Annotated in this window: 18 protein-coding genes; 6 read left to right on the top strand and 12 right to left on the bottom strand. The window is 65.4% G+C overall.

The annotated features are described in order from the left end of the window. Positions 1-59: 59 nt before the first annotated feature. The 3 genes from Q0071_RS21245 (at position 60) to Q0071_RS21235 (ending at position 3604) form a co-directional block, all read left to right on the top strand. The gene (locus tag Q0071_RS21245; RefSeq protein ID WP_298174393.1) at positions 60-1214 is read left to right on the top strand and encodes an acyl-CoA dehydrogenase family protein; all 1155 of its coding nucleotides are present in this window, start codon (positions 60-62) and stop codon (positions 1212-1214) included. Between the two features lie 132 nt (positions 1215-1346). Continuing rightward, entirely contained in the window at positions 1347-2315 is a 969-nt protein-coding gene (locus Q0071_RS21240) for a CAP domain-containing protein (RefSeq protein ID WP_298174391.1), read from the top strand. A gap of 269 nt (positions 2316-2584) precedes the next feature. Beyond that, positions 2585-3604: a hypothetical protein gene (locus Q0071_RS21235; RefSeq protein ID WP_298174389.1), complete on the top strand. Its 1020-nt coding sequence runs from the start codon at positions 2585-2587 to the stop codon at positions 3602-3604. A gap of 74 nt (positions 3605-3678) precedes the next feature. On the opposite strand, the gene Q0071_RS21230 is transcribed toward Q0071_RS21235, so the two are convergent. Next, positions 3679-4521, bottom strand: coding sequence for a glycine zipper 2TM domain-containing protein (locus Q0071_RS21230; RefSeq protein WP_298174387.1), 843 nt, complete (start codon positions 4519-4521; stop codon positions 3679-3681). A gap of 144 nt (positions 4522-4665) precedes the next feature. Further along, a complete protein-coding gene (locus tag Q0071_RS21225; RefSeq protein ID WP_298174385.1) occupies positions 4666-5148 on the bottom strand; it encodes a GAF domain-containing protein in 483 nt (160 codons plus the stop codon). A 77-nt stretch (positions 5149-5225) separates the two neighbouring features. Between Q0071_RS21225 and Q0071_RS21220 the strand changes: the two genes are divergently transcribed. Further along, entirely contained in the window at positions 5226-6689 is a 1464-nt protein-coding gene (locus tag Q0071_RS21220) for a sorbosone dehydrogenase family protein (protein WP_298174383.1), read from the top strand. Here the strand turns inward: Q0071_RS21220 and Q0071_RS21215 are convergent. Further along, positions 6686-7522: an ATP-binding protein gene (locus Q0071_RS21215; RefSeq protein WP_298174381.1), complete on the bottom strand. Its 837-nt coding sequence runs from the start codon at positions 7520-7522 to the stop codon at positions 6686-6688. The genes Q0071_RS21220 and Q0071_RS21215 overlap by 4 nt on opposite strands. Further along, the gene (locus Q0071_RS21210; protein WP_298174379.1) at positions 7519-9240 is read right to left on the bottom strand and encodes an acyl-CoA dehydrogenase; all 1722 of its coding nucleotides are present in this window, start codon (positions 9238-9240) and stop codon (positions 7519-7521) included. The genes Q0071_RS21215 and Q0071_RS21210 overlap by 4 nt, the downstream gene beginning before the upstream one ends. 47 nt (positions 9241-9287) lie before the next feature. On the opposite strand from Q0071_RS21210, the gene Q0071_RS21205 reads away from it, so the two are divergent. After that, positions 9288-10241, top strand: a complete 954-nt coding sequence (locus tag Q0071_RS21205) for an L-threonylcarbamoyladenylate synthase (protein WP_298174377.1) — start codon at positions 9288-9290, stop codon at positions 10239-10241. Here Q0071_RS21205 and Q0071_RS21200 read toward each other — a convergent pair. The 8 genes from Q0071_RS21200 to Q0071_RS21165 all read right to left on the bottom strand — a co-directional run bounded on the left by Q0071_RS21200 (position 10238) and on the right by Q0071_RS21165 (position 17703). Further along, positions 10238-10549, bottom strand: coding sequence for a hypothetical protein (locus Q0071_RS21200; protein ID WP_366886909.1), 312 nt, complete (start codon positions 10547-10549; stop codon positions 10238-10240). The two genes, Q0071_RS21205 and Q0071_RS21200, sit on opposite strands and share 4 nt — an antisense overlap. A gap of 98 nt (positions 10550-10647) precedes the next feature. After that, positions 10648-11388, bottom strand: coding sequence for a head GIN domain-containing protein (locus Q0071_RS21195; RefSeq protein ID WP_298174374.1), 741 nt, complete (start codon positions 11386-11388; stop codon positions 10648-10650). A 204-nt stretch (positions 11389-11592) separates the two neighbouring features. After that, positions 11593-12117: a CarD family transcriptional regulator gene (locus Q0071_RS21190; protein WP_067906430.1), complete on the bottom strand. Its 525-nt coding sequence runs from the start codon at positions 12115-12117 to the stop codon at positions 11593-11595. A 307-nt stretch (positions 12118-12424) separates the two neighbouring features. Then, complete coding sequence (gene fdxA / locus Q0071_RS21185; protein ID WP_147159436.1) at positions 12425-12763, bottom strand: ferredoxin FdxA; 339 nt, start codon at positions 12761-12763, stop codon at positions 12425-12427. A 21-nt stretch (positions 12764-12784) separates the two neighbouring features. Continuing rightward, positions 12785-13108: a S4 domain-containing protein gene (locus Q0071_RS21180; RefSeq protein ID WP_298174371.1), complete on the bottom strand. Its 324-nt coding sequence runs from the start codon at positions 13106-13108 to the stop codon at positions 12785-12787. After that, entirely contained in the window at positions 13108-15645 is a 2538-nt protein-coding gene (locus Q0071_RS21175; protein WP_298174369.1) for a helicase-related protein, read from the bottom strand. The genes Q0071_RS21180 and Q0071_RS21175 overlap by 1 nt, the downstream gene beginning before the upstream one ends. Before the next feature lie 99 nt (positions 15646-15744). Further along, complete coding sequence (rpoZ, locus tag Q0071_RS21170; protein ID WP_298174367.1) at positions 15745-16089, bottom strand: DNA-directed RNA polymerase subunit omega; 345 nt, start codon at positions 16087-16089, stop codon at positions 15745-15747. Between the two features lie 90 nt (positions 16090-16179). After that, entirely contained in the window at positions 16180-17703 is a 1524-nt protein-coding gene (locus Q0071_RS21165; protein WP_298174365.1) for a replicative DNA helicase, read from the bottom strand. Positions 17704-17851: 148 nt separating this feature from the next. On the opposite strand from Q0071_RS21165, the gene Q0071_RS21160 reads away from it, so the two are divergent. Continuing rightward, entirely contained in the window at positions 17852-18334 is a 483-nt protein-coding gene (locus Q0071_RS21160) for a UPF0262 family protein (RefSeq protein ID WP_298174363.1), read from the top strand. Positions 18335-18369 lie beyond the last annotated feature (35 nt).

The following is an 18369-nucleotide window of genomic DNA, read 5'->3' as shown; positions in this document are numbered from 1 at the left end:
ACCGGACGGGTTTGCCTATCCTTCAGGGCAATAAGAGACCTGAAACCGGAGAGCCTGCCATGTCGCTCGATCTGATCCCCCGCTCTGCCTATAACGCGGACCATGAGGCGTTTCGCCAGACGGTACGGCGCTACCTTGAAACCGAAATCGCGCCGCATGCCAATGAATGGGCAGAGGCGGGCATCGTACCCAAGTCGATCTGGCCCAAGGCAGGCGAGCTTGGCATGCTCTGCCCGACCGTGCCGGAGGAATACGGCGGCCTCGGCCTCGACTTCGGCTACAACGCCATCGTCGATGAAGAGAGCGCCTACTACGGCCGCGTCGCCACCGGTTTTTCGCTGCAGTCCGACATCGTGGTGAACTACCTCGTTTCGTATGGTTCTGAAGAGCAGAAGCGCAAGTGGCTGCCCAAGATGGTCTCGGGCGAAGTGGTCACCGCCATCGCGATGACCGAGCCCGGCACCGGTTCAGACCTTCAGGGCATGCGCACTAGCGCCAAGAAGGACGGCAACCACTACGTGATCAACGGGTCGAAGACCTACATCACCAATGGCCAGAACGCCGACCTGATCCTCGTCTGCTGCAAGACCGACACCGAAGTCCAGCCAGCATGGAAGGGTGTCTCGATCGTGCTGGTCGAGGCGGACCGCGAAGGCTTCAAGCGCGGCCGCAACCTCGACAAGATCGGTCAGGACGAAGCGGATACCTCGGAATTGTTCTTCGAGGACGTGCGCGTGCCCATCACCAACTGCCTTGGCGAAGAGGGCAAGGGCTTCATCTACCTGATGAGCGAACTGCCGCAGGAGCGCCTCTCGATTGCCGTCAGCGCGCAGGCTTCGTCGCAGAAGGCCTTCGACGATACGGTCGCCTTCACGCGCGAGCGCAAGGCGTTCGGCAAGCCGATCCTCGATTTCCAGAACACCCGCTTCACGCTGGCAGACCTCAAGTCCAAGCTGCAGGTGGGCTGGGCGCACCTCGATTGGGCGCTGGCTCGCCATCTCAAGCGCGAACTGACCGCCGAGGAAGGCGCGGCGGCCAAGCTTTGGCACACCGAACTGCAGTGGGAAGTGATGGACAAGTGCCTCCAGCTGCATGGCGGCGCCGGCTACATGAACGAGTACGCGATTGCCCGTGCCTGGCGCGGCGCGCGTGTCACGCGCATCTTTGGTGGCACCAACGAGATCATGAAGGAACTGATCGGTCGCAAGCTCTGAAGCGGCGGCCATGATCAGCCCTTGCTGCTAAGCCGATTGGCAATGCGCACGCGGACAGGAAATCCCCTGAAACTGCGTGCGCTTTGTCGTGCTTCGGCAGCAGCTTTTGCCTTGTGGGTGGCAGGCGGTCCCGTGTCTGCCACCGCGCAATATGATCCCGAGCCGGACGAAGTGATCATCGAGGAGAGCGATGCGTCCTCTCCCGCTTCGTCCGTTCCCTACCACGGCGCGATCGCGCCGATTGACGAACATGCGTGGTCCAACACGGCGTCGCTCTATGCACAGCCGCCCGATCCGGCTCACTGCATAGCCGGCGTTCTCCGGCCGGAGACGAAGTTCCGCTTTCTTGATGCCTTCAATGCACTGCGGGCTCGCCATGGACTTGCACCAGTGCGTTACAACGAAGCAGCCGACCTTGCAGCCGGTGAAGCCGCGCTGATCATGGCCACCAACAACGCGCTGAGCCATGATCCCCCGCCGAACTGGACGTGCTGGACTGCTGCGGGCGCTGCCGCTGCAGGAAGCTCGAATCTGCTGGGGGGCGTTTCCTCACCGTACCTTACATACGAGGATGATAACGCCATTCTCGCCGAATGGCTGATCGAAGGCGAGGGCGACGAGATCGGCCATCGCCGCTGGATGCTTGATCCCTACCTAGACCAGACGGCTCTCGGCCGGGTCATCGCGGTTCTGCCCGGGGGCGCGCGGGTTGATTCGGTGGTCATGAAGGTGTTCGACTTCCCGGGAACGTCGCCCGGTCACGCCCACCGTCCGAGTGCTCCGGATATCGTCGCGTGGCCTCAGGGCGACTATCCGGCCGTGTTTTTCTCACCCCGCGCGCGCCTCTCGTTCTCGGTCAGCCAGGACCCTGACACAGACACCAAGGTTGATTTCTCCGATGCCAGGGTTGCGATACGGGATGCCGAACGGACCCTGCCCGTCCGCGATCAGCTCTGGGACAATGAGGGCTACGGCGTCGCCAATTGCCTCTCCTGGCGAGTCGACGGCCTTGTAGCAGGCCCGACTTACACGGTGACAATCACCGGCATCCGGGATGCACCGCGCGATCACTACAGTTACACGTTTCGGATCCTGAATTAGAATTGGCATTATTTTCCGTTGCTTGCCAAAAATTGACCACACATGGGATCAGTAGATATATGTATTTTGCCTGAGATGTTTAGCCTATAAAGCTCAGGCAAGAATTGAAGTGGGAGTAGCTGCGTGCGCAGAAGGTCGGCGCGATTGCCGTCGTCCGCATGCGTAGCGCCGCAAGGTCTCCCTGCGTACCGCCGCGATGCGGCGCCAGCCCATCCAGCAGTTGATCGCACATGAGGCTGCGGACCTTCCGCTTGGTCGTTGCCGTGGCCATGAGCGCGGCATTGCCGCATCATCTTTTCGCCCAGGCTGCGCGCGATCAGCAAGGGCAACCCGTCAGCGATCATGAAAAAGGGCAGTGCGAACTGGGCAAGGAATGGTCCGATGCCCGGCTGCACGAGTACTGGCCCACCGAGGGCCGGGTGCAAGGCCTTGGCGCGCTTGGCTACATGGGCCAGCAGAACGCCTCGAAGCAGGCTGATCTGGCGGAGGCCCGGACCCAAGTGGAGCGCGTGGTCCGCGTCAGCGGGCTCGAGATGAATTTCGAGATGATCGTCGATCCCTCCACCCCTGCCGCAGCCGAGATCATCAACGGCCGCCGCGTGATTCTGTTCGACCCTCGGTTCATGGCGCAAGTGGCTGATCGCATCTGCCCGGACTGGGGTGCCATGAGTATTCTGGCGCATGAGGTCGGCCATCATCTTGCCGGCCACACCCTGCGCCAATCGGCCGAGCCTTGGCGTGACGAGCTTGAGGCGGACGAGTTTTCGGGCTTTGTGCTCGCCCGTCTCGGTGCGTCTCTTGCCGAGACGACTTCGGCAGCGGCCCGGATTCTCCCGGAGCAGGCGACCCCGACTCATCCCGGTCGCAAGGACCGCATCGCAGCGATTGTCCACGGTTGGCAAAATGCCGAGGCTCTCGTCGCTGCCGCGCTTACCCAGGCGCGCCACAACCGCGGTCTAGTGCCGATGAACCAGGTCCGGTTTGATCCGGATGGCGAAGGCGATGGCGCTTCCGATCTGGGGCTGGCAGCGCGGATCATCCTCTATGATGATCCCAGCGACTTCTACATCACCAAGAGCGGGCGCATCGATGCCTATGACGGGACGCGGCGCCCGGTTGGCCGAAAAGCCGTGCCGAGCTCGGCGGACTTTGCCTGGACCTTCCAGACGGATGCAGCCCGGTTCGACGTTGATTATGGCGGCCACGTGCTGATGCGCCTGCCGTCCGGGGGCATGCATGAAGTAGGCGTCGTGGTGGCGCTCCTCCCGAACGCGCCGAGCGGAAACTAGAATCCTGCGCCGCACGGTGAGGCATGGTCACCGTATCACGATGCCTCGGGCAAGGGGCGGGAATCCGCCTCGGTTCAGCTGCCGGACGGCACCTTGACGCGCTTGTCGTGCACCACCGGACGGCGCGGTGGCGCACCAATGTAGCGCTTCTTCACCGGGACGTATTCGTAAGACACAGTCCGCGTTTCGGTGCAGGCGCCTTGACCCGGCGCGACTGCTTGCGGCGCGTTCGCCGGCACCATGACATAGCCCATCGGCGCGCCCGTCATTGGCGCGCCCGGCATCGGAGCATAGCCATAGGACGGATAGCCGTAGGCATAGCCACCAGCGGGCGCGCCATAGCCATAGTAGGCCGGAGCCGGCGGGGCATAGCTGCTGAAGAACTCCTCGCATTCCCGCTCGCGGTTCTTGTCGACCGACTTGCCGATCGCGCCGCCGGCGACAGCACCGACGGCAGCACCGGCAACTGTGCCGATGGTGCGATTGCCCGAGGCGACCCGGTTGCCGACGACTCCGCCCACAACGCCGCCAATGACCGCACCGGTCGTACCGCTGTGGCGCGTCGTCACGCCCTGGCACCTTTCGACCATTTCGCGGTAGCGCGGATCGGCGTCAGGCGCGGCCTGCGGAGCGGGCACATAGCCCTGCGGCGGGGCGACCTGACCGTTGTAGGCTGGGGCACTGTAGACCGGGGGGTTGTAGACCGGAGCGCTGTAGACTGGCGGCGCGTAGACGGGGGCGCCATAAACAGGATACTGAACCGGGTACTGGCCCTGCCATGAGCCTTGATAGGCGCCGGGATAGCCCGACTGCCAGCTGCCTTGTGCAACCTGCGTCTGATGTCCGCGCGCAAGCGCCGGCACGGCAAGGCTGGAGGTCATCGCGGCTACCACGAGGGCCTGGAGTAGTCTGGCCATCTTGTTCCCCTGTCAGCGTGATCCGAACCCGCTTTGTGCGCACGATGCGCAGGCGGCATTCAGCGTTAACACGCTGTTTAGCATCCTGCTCCGTGCTGGACCACAGGGTGCGGCATCGATGTGCCGAAACGGGGCAGGGAGGGGCTAGAGCCGATCAGCTAGCACGCGGGCGAGGGCTTCGATCCCGGCGGCATCCTCGGCATCGAAGCGATCGAGGAGCGGGCTGTCGAGATCGATCACCGCGATGACGGTGCCATCACGCTTCACCGGAACGACCAGTTCGGAACGGCTGGCCGCATCGCAGGCAATGTGGCCGGGGAATGCGTGGACATCGGGCACCAGCTGCGTCTCACCCGTGGCAGCTGCGCTGCCACACACCCCCTGGCCCAGCGCGATGCGGATGCAGGCCGGTTTGCCGGCAAAGGGCCCCAGCACGAGCTCGCCACCGACCAACCGGTAGAAGCCCGCCCAATTGAGATCGGGCAGAAACTGGGCGAGGAGCGCGGCGCAATTGGCCATATTGGCAACCGCGTCGGGTTCATCGTGGGTGATCGCGCGGGCGGCATCGATCAGGTCGCCGTAAAGCGCAGCCTTGGACTGGCCCGGTGTGGGAGCAAATTCGTACATTGCTGGAACTTAGCAGGGCGCGGCGCGTATCGCGAGGACCATTGCGAGACAGCAATGCGGCTTCTAGACAAGGGATCATGTTCACCATCCGCAAGACCCTGACCGGGCTCATCATCGTCCTTGTTGTGCTCGGCCTCGCAGCCGCGTGGCTCATGCGAGGCGATTCGGCGCAGCTCACGCTCGACAAGACCACCGGGCCGAAGCCCGAACTGGCCGAAGCGGCGCCGCAGTGGTTTCCCACGATCGGTATCGCCAAGCCCGTGGGTTGGGCAGCCGGAGAGGCACCCGTGGCGGCGGAGGGGCTCATCGTAACCCGCTTTGCCGACAAGCTCGATCACCCGCGAACGATGACCGTGCTGCCAAATGGCGATGTGCTGGCCGCCGAGACCAACGGCCCCGCGCAGCGCGGGCCGGGCGGGATCACCGGCCTCGTCATGGGCTATCTGCTCTCGTCCGCCGGCGCGGGCGAGGCTTCGCCGAACAAGATCGTGGTGCTGCGAGACAGCAATGGCGATGGTGTCGCCGATCAGCGCTTCGAGATGAGCAACCCCGGGCTCGATTCGCCCTTCGGCATGGTTCTGCGCGAAGGTCGGCTCTATGTCGGCAACCATAACGCCGTAGTGTCCTGGCCGTTTACGCCCGGGCAGACCACGCTGAGCGGCAAGCCGGAAAAGCTGATGGACCTCCCCGGCGGCGGCAATCACTGGGCGCGCAACCTTTCGCTGAGCCCGGACGGCAAGCTGCTCTATGTCACGGTCGGTTCCTCCTCGAACATCGGTGAGAACGGACTCGACAAGGAAAAGGGCCGCGCGGCGATCCATGAGTACGATTTCGACCGCAAGACCTCGCGCGAATATGCCGAGGGCCTGCGCAATCCTAACGGGCTCGACTGGAATCCTCGCAGCGGCGAGCTGTGGACCACGGTCAACGAGCGCGACATGCTCGGTTCCGATCTTGTGCCCGACTATCTCACCAACGTGCCGCTGGGCGCGCAGTATGGCTGGCCCTGGGTCTACTGGAAGAAGAACATCGACTGGCGCGTGAACGATCCGATGCCGCGCGACATGTTCTTTTACGTGCGCAAGCCCGAATATGGCCTCGGCTCACACGTCGCGCCGCTCGGCCTCGCCTTCGCCCGCGGAGGCAACCTCATGGGCGAGCGTTTTGCCAGCGGCGCCTTCGTGGCGCGGCACGGTTCCTGGAACCGCAAGCCGCTATCGGGTTACGATGTCGTGTTTGTGGCCTTCGACAACAACGGCAATGCGCTGCCCAAGCCGCCAGTTCCGGTGCTGACCGGGTTCCTGACCAAGGACAATACGACGCACGGACGGCCCACTTGGGTCGCTTTCGCCAAGGACGGTGCGCTGCTGGTGAGCGATGATACGGGCGGCGTGATCTGGCGCGTGGTGGCGCCGGGGGCAAAGCCGGCCGCCGCGATCACTCCGATTCCGGCGACGCCGATGCCGCCCGCACCCAAGCAGGGCACGAAGTTCATCGTCAAGCCGACGATGGATTCGGACCTCACCAAGCCGCAGAACTAGAGGCTGCGGCCCGCCCGCCCTGCAAGTTCATTGACATATTGCCAGGCGACGCGGCCCGACCGGCTGCCGCGTTGCTTGGACCATGTGAGTGCATCGTCCTCGGCAAATGCGAGTCCGTAGTGCACGGCGTACCCCGCGATGATCGCGAGGTAATCGTCCTGTGAGCAGGCGTGGAACCCAAGCGAAAGGCCGAACCGGTCGGCCAGCGCGAGGCGGTCGTCGACGACGTCGCGCGGATTGATCGGGTCGTCCTGCTCGGCCATATGCCGCTCGACAATCGCGCGGCGGTTCGAGGTGACGGCGAGGCGGACGTTGGCGGGCCGCGCTTCGACGCCGCCTTCAAGCCACGAACGCAGGCGCCGCGCCGAACCTGCGTCGCCCGCATCGAAGCCCAGATCATCGAGCAGGATCAGGAACTGGCGGTCCGTGGCGCGCAGCTCGGAAAGCAGCGTGGCAAGGCTCTCGTCCGGCGCGGCCTGGATCAGCGCGATCCGGCCCGAATAGGCGTCCTGCGCCGAGCGGACGGCGGCGCGGACAAGCGCGGACTTGCCCATGCCGCGTGAGCCCCACAGCAGCATGTCGTGCGCCGCCGCACCGGCGGCAAGGCGCAGGACGTTCTCCGCTACCGCCGCTTTCTGCGCATCGACACCCCTGATCAGCGCCAGAGCCGGGGCCTCGAGCGGATCGACCGGGCGCGCACTGGTCCCCGTCCAGACATAGGCAGGATGCGCAAGCCAATCCGGCGCCACCGGGGCGGGCGGAGCAAGGCGCTCAAGCGCGGCAGCGATCCGGTCGAGCCCAGAAAGTTCGAATTGGGGCTCGTCGGCGCTCATCCGGTCAGCGCCTCGGTGCCGAGCTCGTAATACAGCGCCGCTCCGGCCATGGCGGCCGCACCCAGTCCGCGCGCTTCGGGCACGATCGTGCGGTTGAACACCTTGGTGACGGCGGTCTTCTCGTGGCTGCCGGTCGCGCGGGCCTGACGGGCGAGCTGCCACCCGGCGACTGCAACGGCGCACATGGTCAGGAACGGCACGCTGCCAGCCAGTTTGTCATCAAGGCTGGCATCGCCGCTCGCCATCCACGTTCCGATCGCGGCGGCATCCTTGGCGAGCGAGGCGACCTCGGGAACGTCCTGCATCTCGGCCGAAATGTCGGCCATCAGCGCCTGCAGCACGCCGCCAGCTTCCATGCCGAGCTTGCGGGTGACGAGATCGGCGGCCTGGATGCCGTTGGTCCCTTCGTAGATCGGCGCGATGCGTGCGTCGCGATAGTGCTGCGCAGCGCCAGTTTCCTCGACGAAGCCCATGCCGCCGTGGATCTGGATGCCGATGCTGGTGACTTCGCAGCCGATATCGGTGCCCCATGCCTTGAGCAGCGGCACAAGCAGTTCGGCGCGCTGCTGCGCCGCCTTGTCGCCCAGCAGGCCGCGATCGACTTGCCCGGCGGTGTAGTAGAGCAGCGCGCGCGAGCCTTCGGTGAGGGCACGCATGCGCAGGATCATGCGGCGCACATCGGGGTGCTCGATGATCGCAACAGGGTTCTTGTCAGGCGAACCGGCGCGGGCGGACTGCACGCGATCGCGCGCATACATCCGGGCCTGCTGGAGCGCGCGCTCGGCGATCTGCACGCCCTGGCTGCCGACGTTGATGCGCGCCGAGTTCATCATCGTGAACATGGCCTTGAGGCCTTCGTTCTCGTGCCCAACCAGTTCGCCGATGCATTCCCCGTTGTCACCATACGACATGACGCAAGTGGGCGAGACGTTGATGCCCAGCTTGTGCTCGATGGAGACAGCGCGCAGGTCGTTGCGTTCGCCCAGCGATCCATCGGCATTCACGTGGTATTTGGGCACGATGAACAGCGAGATGCCGCGCGAGCCCGCAGGCGCGCCGGGGGTGCGGGCGAGGACAAGGTGAATCACGTTCTCGGCCAGCTCGTGCTCGCCCCAGGTGATGTAAATCTTGGTGCCGGCGATGCGGTACTTGCCCGCATGTGGGCCCTCCTCGATCGGCGTTGCGGTGCTGCGCAGCGCGCCGACATCGGAGCCGGCCTGCGGCTCGGTCAGGTTCATCGTGCCCGACCATGCGCCGGAAATCAGGTTCGGCAGGTACATCGCCTTCTGCGCTTCGCTGCCGTGGTGATCGAGCGCCTCGATTGCGCCGACCGTGAGCATGGGCAGCAGGGTGAAGCCCATGTTGGCTGCGCCCAGCGTCTCGAGCACGCAAGTTGCGAGTGTGAACGGAAGTCCCTGTCCGCCAAATTCAGCTGGCCCGGCAATCGAGCCCCAGCCCTGCTCGACGAAGGCCTTGTAGGCCTCGGCATAGCCCGCCGGCGAGGAAACCACGCCATCCTTGCAGCGCGCGCCTTCGGTATCGCCGATTCGGTTCAGCGGAGCCCATTCACCGGCGGCAAATGCACCGATGCCCTCGGCAATTGCCTCGACCACATCGGGCGTGGCCGCGCCGTAGCGTTCATGGTCCGCCAGTTCGTCGATTCCGGCGCAAATGCGCATGGCAAGGACCTGGTCTTCGGTGGGGGCGATAAAGCTCATGCGCTCTTTTCCTTGGCAGCTTCTGCGCAGGCCTATAGCGGCAAGCCATGACCACGCAAACGTCTCCAAACGTGCTGCTCGCGGATAGCGCCGGGATTGCCGCGGCCGTGCACTTGCTGAGGGCGGGCGGGACTGTGGCGGTGCCCACCGAGACGGTCTATGGACTGGCCGCCCGTGCGGACAGCGATGCAGCCGTGGCAGCGATCTACCGCGCCAAGGGGCGGCCCGATTTCAATCCGCTGATCGTCCACGTAACCGATGTGGCGGCGGCTGAGGGGCTCGCGGTGCTGGATGCGCACGCCAGGGCGTTGGCCGCAGCATTTTGGCCGGGGCCGCTGACCATGGTCCTGCCGCGCCGGGAAGATGCGCCGCTGGCTGCCGCAGTGACTGCCGGGCTTCCCACTGTTGCGCTGCGGGTTCCGGCCCATCCCGTGATGCGGACCTTGCTTGTCGCGGCTGGATTGCCGCTGGCAGCGCCCTCGGCCAACCGCAGCGGCGGTGTCAGCCCGACCAGCGCGGCCCATGTCGCGGCCTCGCTGGGCCTCAGGGCCGACCTTATCCTCGACGGGGGCGTGACGCCGCAGGGTCTGGAATCGACCATCGTTGCGCTGCGCGCCGACGGGGGCTGGCAGGTGCTGCGACCGGGACCGGTGTCCGAGGCGGATCTGGCTACGGTTCTCGGAACGGATCCCGCAGTCATGACGTCAGGTGACGCGCGCATCGAAGCGCCGGGTCAGCTTGCCAGCCACTATGCACCGGGCAAGCCGGTGCGGCTCGGCGCTATAGCCGCAGCGGCCGACGAGTTCCTGATCGGCTTTGGCGCGGTGGCAGGGCAGGTTTCGCTGTCGCCATCTGGCGAACTCACCGAGGCGGCGGCGCGGCTCTACGCCTGTCTGCATGAAGCGGCGGCAGCACCCGAACCGTGCATCGCGGTGGCGCCGATCCCACTTGAGGGCATCGGGGTGGCGATCAACGACCGCCTGCGCCGCGCGGCTGTCTAGCGCTCGGCGCGCAATCTTACGATCTCGCCGCTGATCTGGTTGGCCTCGGAGCAGGCCGCTGTTTCGCCGCGGTTGCAGGCCTTGAGGGCGCGGTCGTACTTCTTCTCCAGCTTCCTGATCTTCTCGTCGCGCTTGCGCATGGCGCGGCCGCGGTTCTCGTCGGCCTCGGACTGGCTGGTGGTCGCTATGTCGACTGCCTTTGCGCCCACGCGCACCGGCGCGGTGACGATCTTGGCGGCGGTGCTCGCAACGCAGCCGGAGAGTGTCAGCGCGGCGAGCGGAGCAAGAAACAGCAGAGGACGAGGCAAGATCAGTGGCCTTTCGGTCAGGGTCTCAGGCCATGCCTATCCGATGTTTCCTTGCGGTGCGATGACACTTGCCCGGCCGAGACCACGCGATGCTACAATCAGGGCTCGCAGGTCAGCGTGCCCGAACCCATCGAATTGACCTTGCACTGTGCGCGGCCTTTGACCGTTACCGAGCCGGAACCCATGATGTCGGCCTTGACCATGCCGTCCGACGCGAAGCGCACGTCACCCGATCCTGCAATCTCGATATTGGCCTGCTCCGCGGTGAGGCTGGCCATATCGGCCGACCCGGAACCTGCAACCGAGACCTTGAGCGACTTCGCCTTGCCTCCGGCCTTCAGATCGCCCGAGCCGATCACTTCGATCTTGAGTTCGTTCGTGTCGATCGCAGGGACATCGATATCGCCGGAACCGGCAATGCTGACGCTTGCCGCATCGCCGCGCAGCACATCGGCGTGCATCGTGCCCGAACCGGCCATGACTAACCGTTTGGCGGCGGGAACCGTCACCTGGACTGTCGCGAGATCGTCGCTGCCGCCGATCTTCCAGCCTTCGCGCCCGATCGCAAGCTTGCCATCCTTGAGCACGAAGCGGAGCCGGTCCTTGGCATCCTGCTTTCCTTCCACTGTGATGGCGAGCTTGTCGCCCTGCACCACGCGCACCGTGTCGGGGCCGAGCAGGGTGATTTCCTCGGGTGCCTTGGCCGAAAGATCGAGTTCGGCGAGCCGTACGCCCTTCATGCCGCCCATCTCGACCGTCGCGCCGTCACAGGCGCTGAGCGAAAGAGCGATGGCGGCTACGGCGATCCCGCCGAGCGTGCGGGCAATATCCTTGATCATGGCGCTCTCCCTGAGCCTGGTGTGTTATCGATATAACGCACTGAGGCGCCATCCGCCAAGTCATCTGCCGATCCCTATCGGCGGTTTGCCGGATGACGCAGGCCTGACGAGCAGGACACAAGAAAGGGGCCGCCGGAACGATCCGGCGGCCCCTTTTTCAGCGCCTCCACCTCTCCCCAAAGAAGCGGGAGGCGCGGCTGGCCGTCAGGCCGTTTCGTAGTACTTCGGCGCGTGCTCGTTGAGGATCGCGAGGATCTTCTTGAGCGCGGCGGGCTCGTCCGTCTTTTCCATGGCGGCAAGCTCGCGTGCCAGACGCGAAGAAGCCGCTTCGAAGATCTGACGCTCAGAGTAGCTCTGCTCCGGCTGGTCATCGGCGCGGAACAGATCGCGTGTCACTTCGGCTATCGAAACGAGATCACCCGAATTGATCTTGGCTTCGTATTCTTGCGCGCGGCGCGACCACATCGTGCGCTTGACCTTGGGCTTGCCCTTAAGGGTATCGAGCGCCTCACGCAGCGTCTTGTCCGAAGACAGCTTGCGCATGCCGATTGCTTCAACCTTGTTCACGGGCACGCGCAGGGTCATGCGTTCCTTTTCGAAGCGCAGCACATAGAGCTGCAGCTTCATGCCTGCAATTTCCTCGTTCTGAAGTTCCACCACACGGCCGACGCCGTGCTTGGGATAGACGACGTAATCCCCAACATCGAAGGCAAGTGCCTTGGTTGCCATTGCTTATCCTTTCGGCGCAGCAGGTACGATGGCAAGGTGGGGCAGACACGCCCCCGGACAGCAATCCGGGCCCTTTGGGGGAGAGGTCCGGCAAACGACCGTCTTTAACGCGGTCTACAAGCACTGCGATCCGTTTGCCGTTTGTCCTGCCTTAGCGTGTTGTTGGCGACCGGGAGGATTGTTCCGCCCAGCGCTTGCGGGCGTATATAGCAGCTCTGTCATAAAATTGCCAGAGGTAAGGGCGCGGATAGTGCGCCACATTCGCAGCACTTGCGGGGACGCGGGCAAGCGTCCCCGTTATTACCGATCAGTCGCCCTCCCCCGGTTCGGCCGAGAAGTACTTTTCGAACTTGCCGTCTTCGCCCTTGTGGTCGTCGGCGTCAGCCGGCGCGTCCTTCTTGGTGGTGATATTGGGCCACTCGGCAGAATACTTGGCATTGAGCTCAAGCCACTGTTCGAGGCCGCTTTCGGTGTCCGGCAGGATTGCCTCCGCCGGGCATTCGGGCTCGCACACTCCGCAGTCGATGCACTCGCTGGGGTTGATCACCAGCATGTTATCGCCCTCGTAGAAGCAATCCACCGGGCAAACCTCGACGCAATCCATGAACTTGCAGCGAATGCAGGCTTCGGTAACGACATAGGTCATGGCAGTGGCAATCCCTCGGCTTCAGGTTTGGGCGGGTTCAGGTAAATCCGATTGGCTTGCTAGAGGTGGTGAGCCCGCCGCGTCAAGCACCACATAGCAACCCCTGGCTTCTTCGACAGGGCCGCGCCGCCGGGGAAGCTGCTCCACCGTGATCACCCTGACCCCGCTGCGAAGCGGCAGGACCAGCACGTCGCCGCAACGAACCGCGGTGCTTGCCCGCTCTATGCGGCGGCCATTGAGGCGGATATGCCCCTCTGCGACCCACTCCTGCGCAAGGCTGCGGGACCCCGCGAAACGCAGGAACCACAGCAACTTGTCGATACGCAAGGAGCCTTCGCCCACCATCAGCGGATAAGCTCGGCCAGCGCGGCGAAGGCGCCGGTCGGAGGCGGCATCGGCGCCGCAGGGCCATGCACCGGCGCGCTGCGCGGCGGGCGCCAGTCCCACATTGGCGGGGCGGGAGGGCCGTGCGCTGCTTCATCAAGCAGGCGCGGCATATGCACGCGAAAGCCTGCAGCGCGCAGCAGTGCTGCATAGCCCGCCGTGGCAAGGCCCATCGAACGGGCGAGTGCGGGATCGAGCGGATACCGCTTCGCCGACGCGCCGATCCGGCAACGGTGCGCGGCCTGCAGCAGCTTTTCGGCGAGGTCGATTCGGATCGCCTGTCCGCCCGCGCGGCGATAACCGGCAGGGGGCATCCTGGTGGTGACCACCGCCGGTAGATTGGCCGGCGGCAACAGCCGTGCTTCGCCGCGCAGCGCGGCAAGCCGGCACCAGAGTGCGAGCGGGCCGGGCTTGAGCACTGCGGGGATAAACAGATCCAGCGCTCCGATGCGCACACCAAGTCGGCGCAGCGCTTCACGCTGGCGAGGATCGAGCCGCTCGAGCGCAGCATCCTCGCGCGCCAGCACGCCGCCTCCTGCGACAAGGAGCAGCAGCAGCGCTCGCAGGTCAGGCCCCGATTCCGGTGCACGCGCGGCTTCGGCGAGGCGAACCAGCGGGGTGAGATCGGCGGCAATCTGGCGGGAAAGCCAGCCTTCCAGCGCGCTGATCAATTGGGGCCGCTGGCGCGCCGACAGCAGGCCGAGCGCCGCATCGAGTCGAAGTCGTGGTTCGAGCACTGATTTACCCGGCTCAAGCCGCCCGACAACCAGACCGTTCCAGGCGAGCGCGCCACCTTCAAGCACGAGGCCGTCCCGTTCACTGGCCGCAACAATCAAGGCATCGGCGCGGGCGGCGAGCAGGCCGGGCAAATGGCGCTCGGCAGCGGCGAGAAGCAGCTTGCGGTCGGCCGCACGCGCCAACGGATCGACCACGAAGCGGAAGCCTTCGAGGTGGCCGATGGGTTCATCATCGACGAGCACCGCGCCCGCCTCGCTGATCCGCACTGGCAGCAGCGAGGCATCACCGCCGGCCTTGCGCATCAGCACCGTGGTGCGGCGGTTGACAAAGCGTTCGGTAAGCCGGGCGTGGAGCGCATCGGACAGGCGCGTCTCCACTGCGCGGGCGCGCGCTGCCATTTCCTCGCGCGCCAGCACCCAGTCCGGCCGCTGGGTGATGTAGGCCCAGCTGCGCACGGCCGCGATCCGGCCCTGCAGCGTGTCGATATCGCCCGAAGGGTTATCCTGCTGCGCAATCGCCTGCGCGACATAGTCCGAACCGAGATAGCCGTGGCGGAGATCCTGCCAGAGGCGCGCGACAAAACGGGAATGAGTCTCCGCGCCCTGCTGGCGGAAATCGGGGAGCGAGCAGACCTGCCAGAAGCGCTGAACCGAGCCGCGGCCGCGCACTGTGCTGGCAACGTCCGCCTCATCGGCAAGGCGCTTCAGCACGGCGAGATCGATGGCCGGCGGCGCGGAGGAAAGCTCAGGCTGCGGCGGCGGGCTTTCGAGGTCATCGATCAAGGTCGTCAGGCTGTCGAAGCGCGGCTCGGCCTCGCGCCAGAACAGGCGGGTGAGCGGAGGGAAGCGGTGCTCCTCGATCGCGTAGACTTCCTCGTCGGCGAATTCGGGATCGTGCCCGCCCATCCCCGCCAGCGTGCCGAATGTGCCATCCTTGTGGTGGCGCCCTGCGCGGCCTGCGATCTGCGCCATCTCGGCGGTCGTCAGGCGGCGGTGGCGGTGGCCATCGTATTTGGAGAGGCCGGCAAAAGCGACGTGGCTGACATCGAGGTTGAGACCCATGCCGATGGCGTCGGTCGCGACGAGGTAATCGACCTCGCCCGCCTGATACATCGCAACCTGCGCATTGCGCGTCTGCGGGCTCAAGGCCCCCATCACCACCGCCGCGCCGCCACGGAACCGGCGCAGCATCTCCGCCATGGCGTAGACCTGCTCTGCAGAGAAGGCGACGATCGCGCTTCTCGGGGGTATGCGGCTCAGTTTTTTCGCGCCGACATGGCTCAGCGTGGAAAAGCGCGGGCGGCTGACGACGTCCACGCCAGGCACCAGCGCGCGGACCATGGGCTCGAGTGTGGCCGAGCCGAGCAGCATGGTCTCCTCGCGCCCACGCGTGTGGAGCAGGCGATCGGTAAAGACATGGCCGCGCTCGGGATCGGCAGCCAACTGCGCTTCATCGAGCGCGACGAAGGCGAAGTCGGGCCTGCTCGGCATGGCCTCGACGGTGCAGAGGTGCCAGCGCGCGTTCGGTGGCTCGATCCGCTCCTCGCCGGTGATCAGCGCAACGTTGGCCTCGCCCTTGATCTTGCAGACGCGGTCATAGACCTCACGCGCCAGCAGACGCAGCGGGAAGCCGATGGCGCCGGAGGAGTGAGCGCAGAGACGTTCGATCGCGAGGTGAGTCTTGCCCGTGTTGGTCGGGCCAAGCACGGCCTTCACCGGAGCTCGGTCGCGGTCAGCGCGCGAAGGCAAGGGGCTGGCCATGCCTTCGAATGTGGCAAGGCCGCCTGCGCGGTGCAAGCGGCCTTTGGGGCTTTATCCCCCTCCCGTCTCGAGGAGGGGGCAAGTCGTCAAACCTGGCCGTCAGCCGTCGTAGTCTGCGCCGAGCGAGGTGTTGCGCACCGGAGCAGCCGCCGTGATGCGCAGCGCTTCAGCCGATTGCGAGAGCGAGCCGATTTCGTCGACCTGATCGTCGTCGTCCGGCAGCACGCGCTGCATCGACTGGATCAGGTTTTCCTTGAGCACCGTGGGGCGCACGGTCGATTCCGCGATTTCACGCAGTGCGACGACCGGGTTCTTGTCACGGTCGCGATCGACGGTCAGTTCCGCGCCGCCCGAGATGGCGCGGGCGCGCTCGGCAGCCAGCAGCACGAGATCGAAGCGGTTGGGGATCTTGTCGACGCAATCTTCGACGGTAACGCGCGCCATGCAGGGCACTCCGTAAAAACAGGAATGGATGGAAGAGCGGCGGGCTAGGCCGCGCCTGCCCGAAAGTCAAGAAAATGCGGGTTCAGCGAATCATTCGTCGCCGTAGTCGTAGGCCATATGATCGGGCGCAAGGTCGCTGAAGCGGGTGATCCGCGCCTCGAACTTGAGGCGCACCTTGCCGGTGGAGCCGTGGCGCTGCTTGGCGACGATCAGTTCGGCAAGGCCGAAAACGCGCTCCATCTCCGCCTGCCAGGCGGCGTGGGCTTCCTGCACCTTGGCGTCGTCAGTGCCTTGCGGCACCTTGGGTTCGCGCGATGCGACGTAGTAATCTTCGCGGAACACGAACCAGACCATGTCCGCGTCCTGCTCGATCGAGCCCGATTCGCGCAGGTCCGAAAGCATCGGACGCTTGTCGTCGCGCTGCTCGACCGCGCGGCTGAGCTGCGATAGCGCGATGACCGGCACGCCGAGTTCCTTTGCCAGCGTCTTGAGGCCGCGGCTGATCTCGGAGATTTCGTTGACGCGGTTGTCGTTGGCGCGGCCCGAGCCTTGCAGCAGCTGCAGGTAATCGACCACGATGAGGCCGATATCGTGCCGGCGCTTCAGCCGGCGGGCGCGGGTGCGCAGCGCGCCGATGGTGAGCGCCGGCGTATCGTCGATGTAGAGCGGCAGTTCGGCGAGGCGCTGGCTGGCGAAGGAAAGCTGCTGGAAATCCTCGCGGCTGATGCGCCCCATGCGCAGCGCTTCGGAGCTGATGCCCGATTGTTCGGCCAGAATACGCGTGGCGAGCTGGTCCGCGCTCATTTCGAGGCTGAAGAAGGCGACACTCGCGCCGACGCGCTTGTTCGCGGGGGTTCCGGACTGCTCCTCTTCCATCCACCGCGCGGCGCAGTTGTAGGCGATGTTGGTGACGAGCGAGGTCTTGCCCATGCCCGGGCGTCCGGCAAGGATGATGAGGTCGCTGTCATGCAACCCGCCGATCTTCTCGTTGACCGAGGTGAGGCCCGTCGTCTTGCCCGAGATATGGCCGCCCGAAAGCAGCGCCTTCTCGATCATTTCGAGCGAGGCGCGCGTGGCAATGCCGAAGCTCTGCGCCTCGTTTCCGGACTGCGCGCCTTCCGCCACGGCATAGAGCGCGGCTTCGGCCTGCTCGATCTGCTTGAGCGGCGCGACCGTCTCGCTCGTGTCCATCGCGCCGGTCACGAGGTTGCGCCCTACCGTGATCAGCTCGCGCAGCAGGGCCAGATCGTAGATCTGCTCGGCCAGCTCCTTCGGGGCGAGCAGGCCCTGCCCGTCGGCCGTCAGCCGCGCGAGATAGGCGGTGCCGCCGAGTTCCTTGAGGCCCTCGTCCGCCTCGAAGTAGGGCTTGAGCGTGACCGGGGTGACCACCGCCTTGCGGTCGATCAGCGCCTGGATTCGTTCATAGACCCGGCCGTGAACCGGCGCGAAAAAGTGCTCCGCGCGCAGCGGGGTTGGCAGTTCCTCGAGAATCCGGTTGTCGATCAGCACCGCGCCGAGAAACGCGGCCTCTGCCTCCACATTGGCAGGAAGCGAGGCGGCGGGGGAACCGGAATGATCGGGTTCACGCAAAGGGATCGGCTGGACGTTGGACATGCGGGCCTTGTGAAGGAGCGCTGCCTCCGCGGCAAGCGGCGCGGATGCCACACCGCCTGTGGATAGCGGGGAGGGATCGCGAAAGAGCGCGGTTTCCTTCCGCAAATGGCTTGCCCGCGCGGGACGCGTCTGCAAGACACTGGCCGCCATGGCCGACCCGCGCATTTCGCATATCGAGCTCGACGAAGCGACGATCGTGTGGCGCAATGCCGATATCGAGCAGGAACGCCGGATCGCGATCTTCGATCTGATCGAGGAGAACACCTTCCGCCCCGTACGCGCGGCTGCAGCGGGCTATGAAGGTCCCTATCGTTTGCGCCTTTCGGTGGACGATGGCCGGCTTGCGCTGGCGATTGCGGCGGACGACGGCAGTCCGCTCGAAACCATCGTGCTCGGGCTCGGGCGTTTCCGCCGTCCGATTCGCGATTATTTTGCGATCTGCGATTCGTACTACCAGGCGATCCGCCGCGCGACTGCGCAGGAGATCGAGACCATCGACATGGCCCGCCGCGGGGTCCACAACGAAGCGGCTGAACTGCTGCTGGAACGGTTGGAGGGCAAGATCGAGACCGATTTTGCCACCGCACGGCGGCTCTTCACCCTGATCTGCGTCCTGCATATCAGGGGATGAACAGCCCCCAAGACTAGACTCTGCGAGGCGACTCA

The organism is Novosphingobium sp. (assembly GCF_027486195.1).
Classification (GTDB): Bacteria; Pseudomonadota; Alphaproteobacteria; order Sphingomonadales; family Sphingomonadaceae; genus Novosphingobium.
This window is presented reverse-complemented; position numbering and strand designations above follow the sequence as displayed.